The sequence below is a fragment of the Thiothrix lacustris DSM 21227 genome, assembly GCF_000621325.1.
Classification (GTDB): Bacteria; Pseudomonadota; Gammaproteobacteria; order Thiotrichales; family Thiotrichaceae; genus Thiothrix; species Thiothrix lacustris.
Genome location: NZ_JHYQ01000008.1, coordinates 1 through 14,251, shown reverse-complemented (window position 1 = coordinate 14,251; position 14,251 = coordinate 1). Strand labels below are relative to the sequence as shown.

At 51.4% G+C, this 14,251-nt stretch carries 16 protein-coding genes; 9 read left to right on the top strand and 7 right to left on the bottom strand.

Annotation, left to right across the window (positions count from 1 at the left end; translation table 11 throughout):
- Window positions 1–11 precede the first annotated feature (11 nt).
- Together Q394_RS19240 and Q394_RS23055 are read left to right on the top strand one after the other, a co-directional pair.
- A complete protein-coding gene (locus tag Q394_RS19240) occupies window positions 12–833 on the top strand; it encodes an STAS-like domain-containing protein (RefSeq protein ID WP_051542856.1) in 822 nt (273 codons plus the stop codon).
- A gap of 298 nt (window positions 834–1,131) precedes the next feature.
- Entirely contained in the window at window positions 1,132–1,278 is a 147-nt protein-coding gene (locus Q394_RS23055) for a zinc ribbon domain-containing protein (protein WP_425426724.1), read from the top strand.
- On the opposite strand, the gene Q394_RS0105255 is transcribed toward Q394_RS23055, so the two are convergent.
- Window positions 1,275–2,453, bottom strand: coding sequence for a PilT/PilU family type 4a pilus ATPase (locus Q394_RS0105255; protein ID WP_028488344.1), 1,179 nt, complete (start codon window positions 2,451–2,453; stop codon window positions 1,275–1,277). The genes Q394_RS23055 and Q394_RS0105255 overlap by 4 nt on opposite strands.
- A 55-nt stretch (window positions 2,454–2,508) precedes the next feature.
- Between Q394_RS0105255 and Q394_RS0105250 the strand changes: the two genes are divergently transcribed.
- On the top strand, window positions 2,509–3,201 hold the full coding sequence (locus tag Q394_RS0105250; RefSeq protein ID WP_028488343.1) for a pseudouridine synthase: 693 nt from the start codon (window positions 2,509–2,511) through the stop codon (window positions 3,199–3,201).
- On the opposite strand, the gene ilvA is transcribed toward Q394_RS0105250, so the two are convergent.
- Window positions 3,193–4,707 carry a threonine ammonia-lyase, biosynthetic gene (gene ilvA / locus Q394_RS0105245; RefSeq protein ID WP_028488342.1) on the bottom strand — a complete coding sequence of 505 codons (1,515 nt, stop codon included), beginning with the start codon at window positions 4,705–4,707 and terminating at the stop codon, window positions 3,193–3,195. The two genes, Q394_RS0105250 and ilvA, sit on opposite strands and share 9 nt — an antisense overlap.
- A 93-nt stretch (window positions 4,708–4,800) precedes the next feature.
- Between ilvA and rpiA the strand changes: the two genes are divergently transcribed.
- Genes rpiA through ald form a run of 3 tightly spaced genes read left to right on the top strand, consistent with a single transcriptional unit; the run spans window position 4,801 to window position 7,028 of the window.
- Window positions 4,801–5,457, top strand: coding sequence for a ribose-5-phosphate isomerase RpiA (rpiA, locus tag Q394_RS0105240; RefSeq protein ID WP_028488341.1), 657 nt, complete (start codon window positions 4,801–4,803; stop codon window positions 5,455–5,457).
- Window positions 5,450–6,076 carry a lipoprotein intramolecular transacylase Lit gene (locus Q394_RS0105235; protein WP_038140603.1) on the top strand — a complete coding sequence of 209 codons (627 nt, stop codon included), beginning with the start codon at window positions 5,450–5,452 and terminating at the stop codon, window positions 6,074–6,076. The genes rpiA and Q394_RS0105235 overlap by 8 nt, the downstream gene beginning before the upstream one ends.
- Window positions 6,042–7,028, top strand: coding sequence for an alanine dehydrogenase (gene ald, locus Q394_RS19235; RefSeq protein ID WP_038140648.1), 987 nt, complete (start codon window positions 6,042–6,044; stop codon window positions 7,026–7,028). Before Q394_RS0105235 ends, ald begins: the two co-directional genes overlap by 35 nt.
- Here ald and Q394_RS19230 read toward each other — a convergent pair.
- The 3 genes from Q394_RS19230 to Q394_RS0105215 are packed head-to-tail and all read right to left on the bottom strand — an operon-like array spanning window position 7,025 to window position 10,136.
- Complete coding sequence (locus Q394_RS19230; protein ID WP_038140601.1) at window positions 7,025–7,453, bottom strand: hypothetical protein; 429 nt, start codon at window positions 7,451–7,453, stop codon at window positions 7,025–7,027. The genes ald and Q394_RS19230 overlap by 4 nt on opposite strands.
- Complete coding sequence (locus tag Q394_RS19225) at window positions 7,450–9,552, bottom strand: reprolysin-like metallopeptidase (protein WP_051542853.1); 2,103 nt, start codon at window positions 9,550–9,552, stop codon at window positions 7,450–7,452. The genes Q394_RS19230 and Q394_RS19225 overlap by 4 nt, the downstream gene beginning before the upstream one ends.
- Window positions 9,553–9,611: 59 nt before the next feature.
- On the bottom strand, window positions 9,612–10,136 hold the full coding sequence (locus Q394_RS0105215; RefSeq protein ID WP_038140598.1) for a Smr/MutS family protein: 525 nt from the start codon (window positions 10,134–10,136) through the stop codon (window positions 9,612–9,614).
- On the opposite strand from Q394_RS0105215, the gene surE reads away from it, so the two are divergent.
- The 3 genes from surE to Q394_RS0105200 all read left to right on the top strand — a co-directional run bounded on the left by surE (window position 10,135) and on the right by Q394_RS0105200 (window position 12,411).
- Entirely contained in the window at window positions 10,135–10,899 is a 765-nt protein-coding gene (gene surE, locus Q394_RS0105210; protein ID WP_028488337.1) for a 5'/3'-nucleotidase SurE, read from the top strand. The genes Q394_RS0105215 and surE overlap by 2 nt on opposite strands.
- Complete coding sequence (locus Q394_RS0105205) at window positions 10,886–11,560, top strand: protein-L-isoaspartate(D-aspartate) O-methyltransferase (RefSeq protein WP_028488336.1); 675 nt, start codon at window positions 10,886–10,888, stop codon at window positions 11,558–11,560. The genes surE and Q394_RS0105205 overlap by 14 nt, the downstream gene beginning before the upstream one ends.
- Window positions 11,561–11,691: 131 nt before the next feature.
- Window positions 11,692–12,411, top strand: coding sequence for a LysM peptidoglycan-binding domain-containing protein (locus Q394_RS0105200; protein ID WP_028488335.1), 720 nt, complete (start codon window positions 11,692–11,694; stop codon window positions 12,409–12,411).
- A gap of 78 nt (window positions 12,412–12,489) precedes the next feature.
- Here the strand turns inward: Q394_RS0105200 and Q394_RS0105195 are convergent, their stop codons facing one another.
- Window positions 12,490–13,023, bottom strand: coding sequence for a TlpA family protein disulfide reductase (locus Q394_RS0105195; RefSeq protein ID WP_028488334.1), 534 nt, complete (start codon window positions 13,021–13,023; stop codon window positions 12,490–12,492).
- Between the two features lie 330 nt (window positions 13,024–13,353).
- Window positions 13,354–14,251 (bottom strand): IPTL-CTERM sorting domain-containing protein (locus Q394_RS0105185; protein ID WP_028488333.1); only part of this gene is annotated, 898 nt, incomplete at its 5' end.

The window sequence follows — 14,251 nt, the reverse complement described above, 5'->3', positions numbered from 1 at the left end:
CGGGTGTGACGATGGAAAAACGATTCCCTATTGAGACTGTCAAAGACGAATTCCGACTCTGGGCGCAATGGGTTAAGCCGGAACTGAACTTATCGGCATCAGCTTTGATGATGTGTGAGTATGGTTTTACGGAAATGCTCAACAATGTGTTGGATCATTCGCATGGCAGCACGGTTAGTATTCAGGTTGAACAAGACGAACAATCCGTCACGATGGTGATTGAAGATGATGGTATTGGGGTGCTTGCCAGCTTGCGGGAATACTTTGGGTTAGATTCTGATGTTCATGCGCTGATCGAACTCGTCAAGGGCAAGCTAACGACTGCCCCGCAAGCACACAGTGGTGAGGGTTTATTCTTCAGTAGCAAAATGTTTGACCGTTTTATCCTGGAATCCGGCGAGCTTGCTGTTACCTTTGCAGGCGACCAATGCACGGTTGCCAGTATTGCATCACGGCAAGGAACACGTATTCAGATGCAACTGGCGAATGCTGCTACCCAAACAACCAAACAGGTATTTGATCAATTTTGCGATACCGAAGATTTCATTTTTTACAAAACGCGCTTCTTTTTGTCACTCGCTACGTTGGAAGGGAACCTGGTGTCACGTTCGCAAGCCAAGCGGGTGACAGCACGGTTTGAGGCGTTTAGTGAAGTGGAAATTGATTGCCGGGCTGTGGAGGAAATGGGGCAGGCGTTTGCGGATGAATTGCTACGGGTTTGGGTGTTGAAGCATCCTGATACGCATTTGGAGGTGACGAATGCTTCACCTGCCGTGATGAAGATGATTAAGCATGTGAGGGGGCGGACGGATTTGCCGCAGCCGTCGGGTTGATTTCCCAGAGGTAGAGTGGCTACGAAAAACACCTCTTACTTTACCAATATTCGCGTAAAGCCCCGTCCTTCAGGTCGGGGATATAAGCGTCTTTAGCTAACCTATCCGTTGGTGGCGTATCTCTCACCCTTCATGCCATTTCCCTGTTGTCACTCACGCCTAAAATTCAAGAGGTGATTGCCGTTCATGCCAAGTCCCGCCAGCAGTTCAAAAAAGACAAGCTACGTTGGCGCGTGAGTGGAGGGTCTAAACGCTCATTGGGCTGGATTCCTTTCAAAGCCGGTTGCCCAGTGGAAAAATGGGGATGCACGGGGTCGTTGGTATTTCATGGATTTGTGCCGAGTGTGGCACGCTGCACGACAGAGATGTCAATGCAGCTCGGAACATTCTCGCGGCTGGGCATAGCCGTCTCGTAGGATGTCAACTCTGGGAGAAAAGAGCTTAGGTCAGTTCCACCTCTGGTTTTGGCTCCAGTGACAAATTCGCCATGAAATCAGCACTTGCGGCCGTGGATTTGGCTTCAGGTGCTGCTGCCGCTGCTGTCGGACGTGGTTTCGCCAGATTCCCCGACAGGTTGATCTTGAGCTTGAGGTTGCTGGGGGAGTCGGCGTTGCGCAAGGTTTCTGCCAGTGAGATTTGCCCGGCCAGATACAGCTTGTAGAGGTGGCTGTCGAAGGTTTGCATCCCTTGTTCTTCGGACTTTTCCATGATTTCTTTGATGGCGTGCACGTCGCCTTTCATGATCAGGTCGCGAATCATCGGTGTGCCGAGCAGGATTTCGATGGCGGCGACGCGCTTGCCGTCAATGGTGGGAATCAGGCGTTGCGAGACGAAGGCTTTGAGGTTGAGGGATAAATCCATCAGCAATTGGTGGCGGCGCTCTTCGGGGAAGAAGTTGATGATGCGGTCGAGCGCTTGGTTGGCGTTGTTAGCGTGCAGGGTGGACAGGCACAGGTGGCCTGTTTCGGCGAAGGCTAGGGCGTGTTCCATGGTTTCTTGGGCGCGGATTTCGCCGATTAAAATCACGTCGGGGGCTTGGCGCAGGGTATTTTTCAGCGCGTCTTCGTAGCTGTCGGTGTCGACGCCGACTTCGCGCTGGTTGATGATACATTTTTTGTGCGGATGCACGTATTCCACCGGGTCTTCGATGGTGATGATATGCCCGTCAGCCGAAGCATTGCGGTGGTCGATCAGTGCGGCGAGTGAAGTCGATTTGCCCGAACCTGTGCCGCCGACGAACAGGATCAAGCCACGTTTTTCCATGATCACGTCTTTGAGCACTTGCGGCAGGCCGAGTTTGTCGGCGTTGGGAATGTCGGTTTTGATATTGCGGATGACCATCGCGATTTTGTGGCGCTGCTTGAAAATATTGACGCGGAAACGGCCAACGCCTTCTTCGCTGATGGCGAGGTTCATTTCGGGTTTGTGTTCAAACTGCTGCTGCTGTTCTTTGTTCATTAGCTCGTAAGCCATGTCCTTGAGCATTTCCGGGGTCATGACGACTTTATCGAGGGCTTTGAGCTTGCCTTGGAATTTGGCTTTGGGTTCGAGATCGGCGGTGAGGTACAGGTCGGAGCCGTCGTAATGGGCGAGGATACGCAGATAGTCTTTGAGTTTCATGAGTACTTTCCTTTATTGTTATGGATTTTTTTCGCCATTATAGCAGTAAAATCCTATGCGTTTAGATCAGTTCGTCAGTCAAGCCGCCGCTATTACGCGGGTGGATGCTCAACAAGCCATTCGTTGTGGTTGGGTAGATGTTGAGGGTAAAACCATCACTAAAACCTCTACGCACATTGACCCAACAGCGGCAGTGACGTTGGATGATGCGTTGATTACCTTGCCGGGTGATATTTATTTGATGCTACATAAACCGGCAGGTGTGGTGAGTGCCACGGAAGACCCTGAGCATCAGACCGTGTTGGATTTGATTGATCATCCGCACCGCAAGACGCTGCGGATAGTGGGGCGTTTGGATAAGGACACGACAGGTTTGTTGCTGTTGACCAATGATGGCGACTGGTTGCACCGCATTACTGCCCCGAAAAGCCATGTGCCGAAAACTTATCTGGCAACGCTGGCGTGGGCGCTGACGGAAGAGGGCGCGGAACAGTTACGCGCCGGGGTGCAATTGCATGGCGAAAAGGGGCTGACCAAGCCTGCGGAGGTGGAAATCCTGCCCGACCAGCAGGCGCGGATTACGATTTCCGAAGGCAAATACCATCAGGTGAAGCGCATGTTTGCGGCAGTGGGAAATCGGGTGGGGTCGCTGCATCGCGAGCGGATTGGCACAGTGATGCTGGATGCGGAACTCCCGCCGGGTGAATGGCGGGAGTTGGCGCCAGTAGAACGGGAGACGTTACCCTAGAAACCGTTGGTAAGCCGGATTTTCGGTCTCATCCCAATACTCATACCCCAGCTTGTTGAGGAACTCGCAGAACTCGTCGCGTTCCTGTGGCGGGACTTGAATGCCGACCAACACGCGCCCGAAATCCGAGCCATGATTGCGGTAATGGAACAGGCTGATGTTCCAGCCCGCGCTCATGCTGGTGAGGAAGTGCAGTAATGCGCCGGGGCGTTCCGGGAACATGAAGCGGTACAGTACTTCGTTTTTCGCGCCGCTGGAATGCCCGCCGACCATGTAGCGCAAGTGCAGTTTGGCGACTTCGTTGTCGGTCAGGTCAGTGAAGGAATAGCCACGTGTGTGTAAGTCCTGTAACAGGGTTTCGCGTTCTGGCTTGCCGCCGGAAATCTTGACCCCGGCAAAGACTTGGGCGTCGTGCGCATCCGAATAGCGGTAGTTGAATTCGCTGATGGTGCGGTTGCTGATGGCGTGGCAAAATTCGCGGAAACTGCCGGGGCGTTCGGGGATGGTCACTGCTAGCAACATTTCGCGGCCTTCGCCCAATTCGGCGCGTTCGGCGACGTGGCGCAGGCGGTCGAAGTTGATGTTCGCGCCGCTGGCAATGCCGATCAGGTGTTTACCTTGCACTTGCTCGCGGGCGACGTATTTTTTGATGCCTGCCACGGCTAATGCGCCTGCGGGTTCTAGCAGGGTGCGGGTGTCTTCAAACACGTCCTTGATGGCGGCGCAGGTTTCGTCGGTGCTGACCAAGATTACTTCGTCGACAACGTGGCGGGCAATTTCAAAGGTGTTTTCGCCAACCAACTTTACCGCCGCGCCATCGGCAAACGTGCCCACTTGTGCGAGTTGTACCCGTTCGCCTGCTGCCAAGGAGGTGTATAGGGTGGGCGCTTCTTCATGTTCTACACCGATGATTTTGATGTCGGGGTAAAGGTATTTGATGTAGCTGCCGACACCTGCAATTAGGCCGCCGCCGCCAACGCACAGGAATACGGCGTCAATCGGGTCGGAATGTTGGCGCAAGATTTCCATGCCAATCGTGCCTTGCCCGGCGATCACATCGAGATCATCGAAGGGGTGCACGAAGGTCATGTGCTGTGCGCGTTCGAGTTCGCGGGCGTGGGCGTAGGCTTCGTCGTAGGAGTTGCCGTGCAATACCGCATTGCCGCCAAAGGCTCTGACCGCGTTGACTTTGATTTCCGGGGTGGTCTTGGGCATGACGATGGTGGTCTTGATGCCGAGCTTGGAACCGGACAGCGCTACGCCTTGCGCATGGTTGCCTGCGGAGGCAGCGACTACGCCGTGAGCGCGTTCTTCCGGGGTTAGCAGGAACATTTTGTTGAATGCGCCGCGCAGCTTGAAGGAGAACACTGGCTGCAAGTCTTCGCGCTTCAGGAAGATTTCATTGCCCAGCCGTGAACTCAGGCTACGCGCCCGATCCAGTGGGGTTTCGATAGCCACGTCGTAGACGCGGGCGGTGAGGATGCGTTTGATCAGCGATTTGTTCATGTTTCCAACTTTTGCGGCTGTGCCTTTACGTGTGCGCTAGTATATTGCAAACTCGGGCTTGAGAAAGATTTTTGCAACATCACAGGAAAGTTTATGAGTCAGGATGCTATGAAAAAAGCGGCAGCAGAAGCCGCATTAGCCTATGTCCAGCCGGGCATGATCGTCGGGATTGGTACAGGTTCGACCGCCAACCATTTCATCGACCTGCTGGCGGGGATCAAGCATAAGGTGGAAGCCACGGTTGCCAGTTCCATCGCCAGCGCCCAGCGTCTGGAAAGCCACGGTATCCGTGTGCTGGATTTGAACGAAGCCGGGGAGCTGTCGCTGTACGTGGATGGCGCGGATGAGTCCGACGAAAACCTCAACCTGATCAAGGGCGGTGGCGGTGCTTTGACCCGTGAAAAGATCGTCGCCGGTGCGAGTGCAAAGTTTGTGTGCATCGCTGATGACACCAAGTTGGTGAAGGTGATGGGCAAGTTCCCGCTGCCGATCGAAGTCATTCCGATGGCAGAAGCGCTAGTGGCGCGTGAAATGATCAAGCTGGGCGGCAAGCCGGTGTTGCGTGCTGGTTTTACCACGGATAACGGCAATATTATCCTCGATATTCACGGGCTGGAAATCACCGATCCGGTGGCGCTGGAAAACCGTATTAACCAGATTCCGGGTGTTGTTACTAACGGCCTGTTTGCGATCCGCCCTGCGGATGTGCTGATTCTGGGCGGTGCGAACGGTGTGCGCACGCTTGTCTAAAGCAGGCGTTGTCACCAATGTGCTGACATGGATGGCAAGCATCGTTTTGATGCTTGCCATTTTTTTGGGTGTTTGGGAAGCGCTGTTGACGCTGTACCGCTGGTTGCCGGAGGCTGTGCCACAGCGGCAGGAAATCGTGGCGTATTTGCTGGGCGGTGTGACCGATGGTGTGCTGGAAGTCACCTACCTCAATTTTGTTGAGCGCTATCACTTGTTGGATGTGCGTCAGTTGTTTGCCCAGATTAGCTACCTGTTTTACGGGGTGTTGGCTGCCAGCGTGTTATTGCTGGGGTTGCAGCGGCGGTTTGCTCAAGGCCGGGTGTTAGTGCGCACGGGGTATTTGGGGTTGGCGGCTATCTTATTGCCGGGGGTAGTGATGCTGTTGGGCGGGTTTGTGCCGCTGTTTATTTTCCTGCACACGCTGTTGTTCCCGGAGGGGACGTGGGTCTTCCCGGATGATAGCCCGCTGATCCAGTTGTTTCCGCTGGCGTATTTCTTTCGCTTTGGCATGGTGTATGTGGGGGCGCTGGTGTTGAGCTTTGCTGGCTTGCTAGTATGGGGGAAACTCAGGAAAGAGGCTCACCATGCGTATCGGCATTCCCAAGGAAATCAAAAATAACGAGTACCGGGTTGCGTTGACACCGGATGCGGTGGCGGAACTGGTGCGGCAAGGTCACACGCTTGCTGTGCAATGTGGCGCGGGGGAGGGTGCGGGTTTCAGCGACAGCGACTATACGCAGGCGGGGGCGCAAGGCTTGCCGGATGCGCAGTCGGTTTACCAGTTTGCTGAACTGGTTATCAAGGTGAAAGAACCGCAGCCGGAAGAATATGCGCTGATCCGCGCTGATCATACCCTGTTTTGTTTCCTGCATCTGGCCGCGAATCCGGCGCTGGAAGATTTCCTCAATACCCAAGGTACGCGCTACATCCCGTTTGAACAGGTGCGTGATGCGCTGGGCGGTTTGCCCTTGCTGGCGCCCATGTCTGAAATTGCTGGGCGACTGGCGATACAGGCGGGGGCGCATTGGCTGGAACGGGCGCAAGGCGGCGCAGGTATCTTGCTCGGCGGCATTCCGGGCGTAGAACCGGGCAAGGTGCTGATCATCGGCGCAGGCAATGTGGGGTCGCAAGCGGCACTCATGGCGGTTGGTATGGGCGCACGCGTGGTGGTGCTTGACCGTAACCGGGCGGCGTTGCAGCGCATTCAGTCTTTGCTGGGGTTTCGGGTGGAAACCGCGTTGGCCTCGGCAGAGGTGATCCGGCGTCATTTGCCGGATGCTGATCTGGTGGTGGGTGCGGTGTTGATTCCCGGCAAGGCTGCACCCAAAGTCATTTCGCGTGCTGATCTGGATTTGCTGCGGCCGGGCAGGGTGCTGGTCGATGTGGCCATCGACGAGGGTGGTTGTTTCGAGACTTCACGACCCACCACCCACGCTGACCCGGTGTTTGCGGTGGAAGGGCGCTTGCCTTATTGCGTGGCAAACATGCCGGGAGTTGTGCCGCAAACCGCTTCGCGTGCCTTGAGTGCAATGGTGGTGCACTATCTGCCTGAAGTGCTTGACCGGGGTTAGCGGCAAGCGTCCAGCATGACCTTGTTCCACTTCGCGGAATAGTCCAGCGCTACGGCCAGGTAACGCCGGTGGTTTTCGCCGTACAGCGCATCCGTTACCCCATCCAGACATTCGGTCGGGCAATTGCCTTTTAGGCTGGCGAAGACCGTTGGATCAACGCCGGGAACGCTGCTGCCACGCCCGGCATTACACAGGAAATAACGCTTGCCTTGGCGGATGGAGGCTCTTGCCTCGGCTTCCGGGTTGCGGGCTTGCAGAATGGGCAGTTGCTCGGCGTAGTGCTGTTCTTTGCCTTTGCTGATTTCTGCGGCGGAGGGAATGTGAATACCACCGCCGTTATTGCTGCTGCCGGTATCCGTGGCAACCGTTTCATGACAGGCTGTCAGACCAGTGGCGCAGAGTAGTGCTAATAAGGTGTGTTTCATCTTTGGATTCCTTTCCGGCGGCGTAACAGGGCATAGATGCCTGCGAATAGTGCCCATTCAAGTGGCATAGAACCACCACCAGAGCTTGAACTGGTGCTGCTGTCGGTAACGCTGGCATTAGCACTAGTGGTACTGCTGCCCGTGCCGCCATTTTTTGCTTGTGCAGGCGTGGTTGCTGATAGGGCAAAGAAAATATTATCGCTGCATTTGACGCGTAAGTAGGTTTTACTACCAAGGTTGTTCGGTAAGGTGACGGTGGCACTGCCATTATTGGGGGCTTTACTTAATAGGGTTGTGAAGGTATTGCCATCGTCTGTGCTAGAGGCGATGTCAACCGCACTACAGTTGATGGGGGAAAGATCAGTTCCTGCAACAGTCCATTGTACATTTTGTACGCTGCCTGCTACGAGTGCTGTGCTGCTAGGTTCTGTGATAGCAAAAGCGCTGCCCGTGTTGCTGACAGTGACTTTCATGTCTTTATAGTCTGTGCCGCCTAAGCCATCTCTTACTGTGAGACGGAAATTTAGGGCACGGTCGTTGACAGGTAATGCTTCACCCGCAGATTGGACGCCTCCAGTTAAATCTGACAATTGTGGAATCGTGCGTAGTGGCGTGGTCATTGGTAAATGGGCGCGAATCAACGCGTTGTCGGTCGTATCCACATTCACATTTGATGAGCTACCGGCGTCTATCTGTTCCCATGAGTACGTGAGTGTGTTGCCATCGCTATCCAGCCCCGCGCCTACCAGCGTGAAAGGGGTGCTAGCGGGAATGGTGTAATTACTGCCAGCGTCTGCTATTGGACTGGTGTTAGTTGGACTAATGCTACCCGCGCAACTGGCTCCTGCACCATTGACGAGGTAATCCTGTATTTGCTGGATAGACGTGGAGTGCATCATGCTATCGCTATTTGCTTGAAGGTTGTCGCTACCGCATAACCCCGTATAGGACATGATGGTGCTACCGCTGCCCGGCTCAAAAGCACTCAGCTTTTCGCGGTTGCTACCGCCACAGGAGCCAATGAGACTATTGAAGGTGTGGCTCGCGCCTAATTGGTGGCCTATTTCATGTGCAACGTAGTCGATGATGAATGCATCACCTTTTGGGGCAGCGAGGCCAGTCGCACCTTGTGCTTTGTATGTGCCACAAGCAGTAGAGGAGCTTGCTAGTCCGCCATTATTGGTGGCTAAGACGTGCCCGATATCGTAGTTAGCGCTGCCAATGATGCTGTTGAGTGTTGTGGTGTTTTCAGTCAGCATGAGCGAGGAGCTGCTGTTGTGGTAAGGGTCGGTTGTGGCGTTGGTGAAGACCAAATTCGTGTTGCTAACCAAGATCAAACGTATGGCTAAATCACGTTCGTAAATCTGATTGATGCGGTTGACTGCGGTGACAATGGCGCTATAAGCGGCATCTTGTCCACCCTGATAGCTAGTGTATTCAGCGGTTGCTGCGATGGCAATACGGTAAGTCCGTATAGTCTCACCGGTTCTTGCAGCAAGGCTACGAGCAGCCGTATTGGTTGCGAGTGTACTGCTAAAACTAGGCTGTGAAGTGCTTTGGCTATGTTGGCTAGCACAAGACCAACCGCTTTGGTTGAATGCTTCACGATTAGCGCTTTTGCGGAAGCTGACATAGTCACGTGAAGCGTCATTGGCTTTTGGCTCAATGAATAGGGTGTCACCATTTGCCATATCCAACATGGCATGGAAGCCTTGTGGGGTGAAATCAATCACACCACTAATGACTTTGCCATCAGTTCCGACGACTTTCCAGGTTTGAATATCTGGATGTTCTGCTGCGATCTCGGGGGCGAGGGTTTCGCTGGGGGTAGCGGTAACGCTGGCAAAACCACCATCAGGTAAGGGTAAGCTTAAGGTTGATTGTTCACTACGGGCTTGTGTATTGGGAAGGGCAGCTTGTGCTAATTGTGTTTGGAGTTGCGCTTCATCTAAGCCGAGTAATCGGTAGTTCTGTAGTGGCGTGGTATTGGATGTATCATCAGTGCTACGTGTTTTCTGGTCTTGCCATAGCGTTTCAGTGGCGTTTGCACTATTGACGAACAACAGGGGTATTATTGTCCATAAAATATTCATTGTCATGTCTCACTATCTTTTATGTGCCCGGAATTTACCCATAATCATAAACTATTCAGGTTCGTTTAGCGACGTAACAAGACGTAAATTGCACCCGTTCCGCCATCTACTGGACGAGCGGAGTGAAATGCGAGAATTCGTTCGTGTTGGCGTAACCAATTATTGATTTTTGTTTTAATGACCGGGCCTTTGTGGCTGGAACGATTGCCTTTGCCGTGAATAATCCGTACACATTCCCCTTGGCCGGGGTGAGCGTCGTGCAAAAATTGCAGTAGTTGTTGTTTGGCATCTCGTGCATTCAGCCCGTGCAGGTCGAGTTCACTGGCTATGCGGTAATGACCTGAACGTAGTTTGCGCACAATTCTTGTTTGCAAACCGGGGAGGTAGTAACTCAGCATATCACCGGGTTGAAGCTCCACCGGATCATAAGCATCAGAAAGCATATCTCGTAGTACTTGTCGCTCGTCTTCGAGGGTCTTGATGGGTATGGCTGGCGGTTTTACGCTATGATGTACGACATGATGTTTGTGCCGTAGTGGCTTCACATCGGACATGGATTCACGGAACAAGGAAAACTCTTCAGTACTCATGGATATACTGCTCAGTAATGATGATGGCGTCAACGCTCCAGGTATTAACCGTTTACGAGAGGCTTTGATAACAGTTGCTAATGTTATCACAGTTGCACCCGATCAGGATTGTAGTGGTGCGAGTAATTCGCTGACATTGCGTAATCCTTTACGGCTGACGCAGCACGAGGAGCAGGTCTACAGTGTTAATGGAACCCCAACAGATTGTGTGCATCTTGGTTTAGGATTGTATGCGAATGATCCTGATATGGTGATTTCTGGTATCAATGCCGGGGCTAATATGGGGGATGATGTACTGTATTCGGGCACAGTAGCAGCGGCGATGGAGGGGCGTTTCTTGGGATATCCTGCCCTCGCGGTATCGCTGGTGGCGCGTGATCATGCGCCGTTAGTGCACTTTGATACAGCTGCAAAGGTGGTGCTGTACTTGTTACCGCATGTTAATGCTTACCCCGATACAAGCCATATGATTCTCAATATTAATGTTCCCGACGTGCCGTGGGATCAGTTGAAAGGGTTTTGTGTGACGCGTTTGGGTAATCGTCACCGCTCTGAGCCGGTGGTTCGTACGACAGATCCTCGGGGTCGGGAAATTTTCTGGATAGGCCCTCCCGGTGATGCCGCAGATGCTGGCGAAGGTACCGATTTTCATGCTGTGCAGGAAGGTTATGTGTCGATTACGCCGATTCATGCAGACTTGACGCGTCATCGGGCATTGGTCGATACCGCCCTTTGGTTGGAAGCTTGTCATGTCTCCACGTAAGCTTGATACTCAAGGCATTGGCATGACATCGCAACGTACACGCAACCGCTTGGTTGAGCGCTTGCGTGCGGCGGGTATTACACATGAGACATTGTTGTTTGTCATGAGTCGAACACCCCGGCACTTATTCGTCGATGAGGCTTTGGCAAGTCGTGCTTATGAAGATACGGCGTTGCCGATTGGGTATGGTCAAACCATTTCTCAGCCTTACATCGTTGCGTATATGACTGAATTATTGATGATGGGTGATAGTCCACCTCGTAAAGTGCTGGAGGTAGGCACGGGGTCTGGCTATCAAGCGGCTGTGTTGTCGCCTTTGGTTGATAAGGTATTCACTGTGGAGCGTATCGAGCCGTTGTTCCATGCTACCCGAGAATTACTGTATACCTTGGGTTATCGTAATATTCACACTTACCTTAGTAACGGTAGTGATGGCTTGGTAAAAGAAGCACCTTTCGATGCCATTATCGTCACGGCTGCCCCTGAAAAAATCCCTCCCGCATTGTTAGAACAGCTTGCCTTAGGTGGGCGTTTGATTATTCCTGTTGGTAAGCAAGGCCTGATGCAGGTGTTGCAGATCATCACGCGAAAGAGTGCTGAAAACTATATAACTGTCGAGTATGAGGCTGTACAGTTCGTGCCTATGATTAATGAAAATTAGCTAATGAATACACACATGATTGGAATATTGAGAAATATTTTCTTAAATTTGGTATATATTCCAAAGTTATTCAAGAATTATGTGAGTATTTTCACATCCCTGAACCCTAAATAACAGAAGGTGTCACTATCATGGATAGACAACTTAAAGTGGCTGCTGCCACTTCCTTGCTAGCATTGACGGCAGCCGCTTGCGCCCCAAGTCCGTATTATGCTGGTTACAACGGAACCAATACACAAGCAACAACTTCAGGAACGATTGGTAATCGTTCAACGACACCAGTGACGCATACCCATTGTGGTCGTACTCATAGTCATGCATTACCAGCAGAAGGATTGGCACATCAGCACGGTGATGGTTGTGTAGCAGGGACGGGTGGTGCTGCGGTATCAAATACTAATACTTCAACGTATGGTTATGGTGGTAGTTACAGCGCACAGCCACAAGCACAACCACAGCAACCTGTTGCCAATAGCTATGGCTATAATACTTCACCAGCCCAACCGTCTTATTACGATTATACAAATCCTAATAATACGTATACAGCTAGTGCGCCAGCGCCTGCACCGGCTGCTCCTAGCTATAATACAGGTACTAACAGCGCAGGTACTAACAGCGGTAGTTACTACATTTATTCTGAGCCAAAAACATCAACACCTAGTGTAGCCTACAACACAGCTAGCTCTACAACTGCCTCTACCTCTACTGGTTATTACACGGTACAAAAGGGTGATACAGTATTTCAGGTGATGCGTAATACGGGTGTTTATTGGAAAGATATTATCCGTCTGAATAATTTGGAAGCACCTAATTACTCACTCAGTCCAGGGCAGCGTTTGCAGATCAAGTAAGCGCTCTTTGTTTCTCTTTGTTTCTCTTTGTTTGCCAAAAAGCTCGCTTTAAATAGCGAGCTTTTTATTCATAATAGGTTAGCAAACGTCTGATGTGCAGTGAGTATCTTTGTCTTTTGAGGCTGTTGCCTTGTTATCTGCCCGTAAATAATTCTGTAACATAGCAGAAGACACGGCTCCCATATGTGTACCCTCAATCTCACCTTTCGGATTGACAACAAATGTTGTTGGTACACCGTACAATAAACCCAGTGCAAACATAGTACTATCTTGAGTAGGTATGACTGGATAGGCAATTTTTTTCTGTTCTACAAATTGTTTTAGTTCTTCGGTTGGTGTTTCACCGGCTTCCATTCCCAGTATCACTACTTTGTCTTTGAAACGTTTGGCAACACTATTCAAAACGGGTAGCTCAGCGACACATGGTCCACAATAGGTAGCCCAATAGTTGACGATGACCCACTTGCCTTTGTATTCAGAGAATTGATGACTTGCGCCGTCAATATCCTTAAAAGAGAAGTTTTGTACTGGCGTTTTTTGTTCAGCAGCAATTGCTGTCAGCGATGTAGTCAACAGTACGGCTAGGGCAAATGCCCCTTTAATTAATTTCATGTTTAACCCTCAACTTTAACACGTTATAACACACTCACATCCCTGTTGACTTTTGCCATTATTGTGCAGCACAGGGTTGACTCTTATTGTAGGAGGCATATATGGAAAGTGCACGGCAAATTCCCTTATAGAATCGTGTGAAAAAATTCGATAACCCATTTCCTTACTATTCATTCCAAAGGAGTGTTCGTTTGAAACAAGCGCATAAGGCTATGCTTATGTGTTTTTCAGTGCAAGTTGTATTTGTACGACAAAATACCAACCACCAACCTGACAAAGATCAGATTGATGGCTGAAAGTTACTAAAAAAATCCTTATTTTATAAGGGGATTATTTATTCAAGCGTATATGTTTGCGTAAAGCAACGATACCTAGCAGTAGGCTGAGTAGAACCTGAGCCCACTGGGTCAACGTTGGAACTGCTATGCTTGTTAAGCTTGCTTGTGTGGCATCTAAATAGTCTGGTATGCCGTTCTTGTTACTATCTAGGGCATCCTCTGGTGCTCCATCTGCGTTGTCATCTGGATGCTCGGCAGCGGTGGGAATACCATCATTGTCATCGTCTTTGTCGAGATAGTCTGGTATGCCATCCTTGTCTGTATCGGTGGTTTGAGGTGTGCCTGCGTAGTTTTCTTTGCGGGTTAATAAGCCATCACCATCATCATCGGCGTCAAGTGGATCAATTTTGCCGTCACTATCCGTGTTCTTTGGTTGGTTAATATTAGAGCCAACTTCTTCTTTGTCATTGACTCCATCACCATCAGAGTCAGGATTGTTGAGATTGGTTCCCAGAGTGGTTTCTTCTGCATCAGTTAAACCATCACCATCAGTGTCTTTGGTGGTGGGTTCAGGATCAGCAATGACGGTTACGGTGACTGTCGCGGTGGCTTCATGGCCAGCGGAGTCTGTTGCGGTATAGGTGAACGTGTCACTGCCCGTCGTATCCGCATTGGGCGTATAAATCAGTGTTTCACCACTTTGAGTGACAACGCCTTTGCTACCTTGCGTAAAGCTGGCAATGCTGAGAGCGTCATTGTCAGCATCCGTGTCGTTGGCCAGCACATCTATTGTAATCGGTACTTTAGTGGTGGTGCTGGTGCTGTCGTCGGTTGCTACGGGAGCAGTATTGGCAGCTTGAACCGTTAACTCAATACTGGCTTCTGCCGTGTTGCCATTTTTATCGGTGATACGGTATTTCAGGGTATCACTACCGCTATAGCCAACGGAT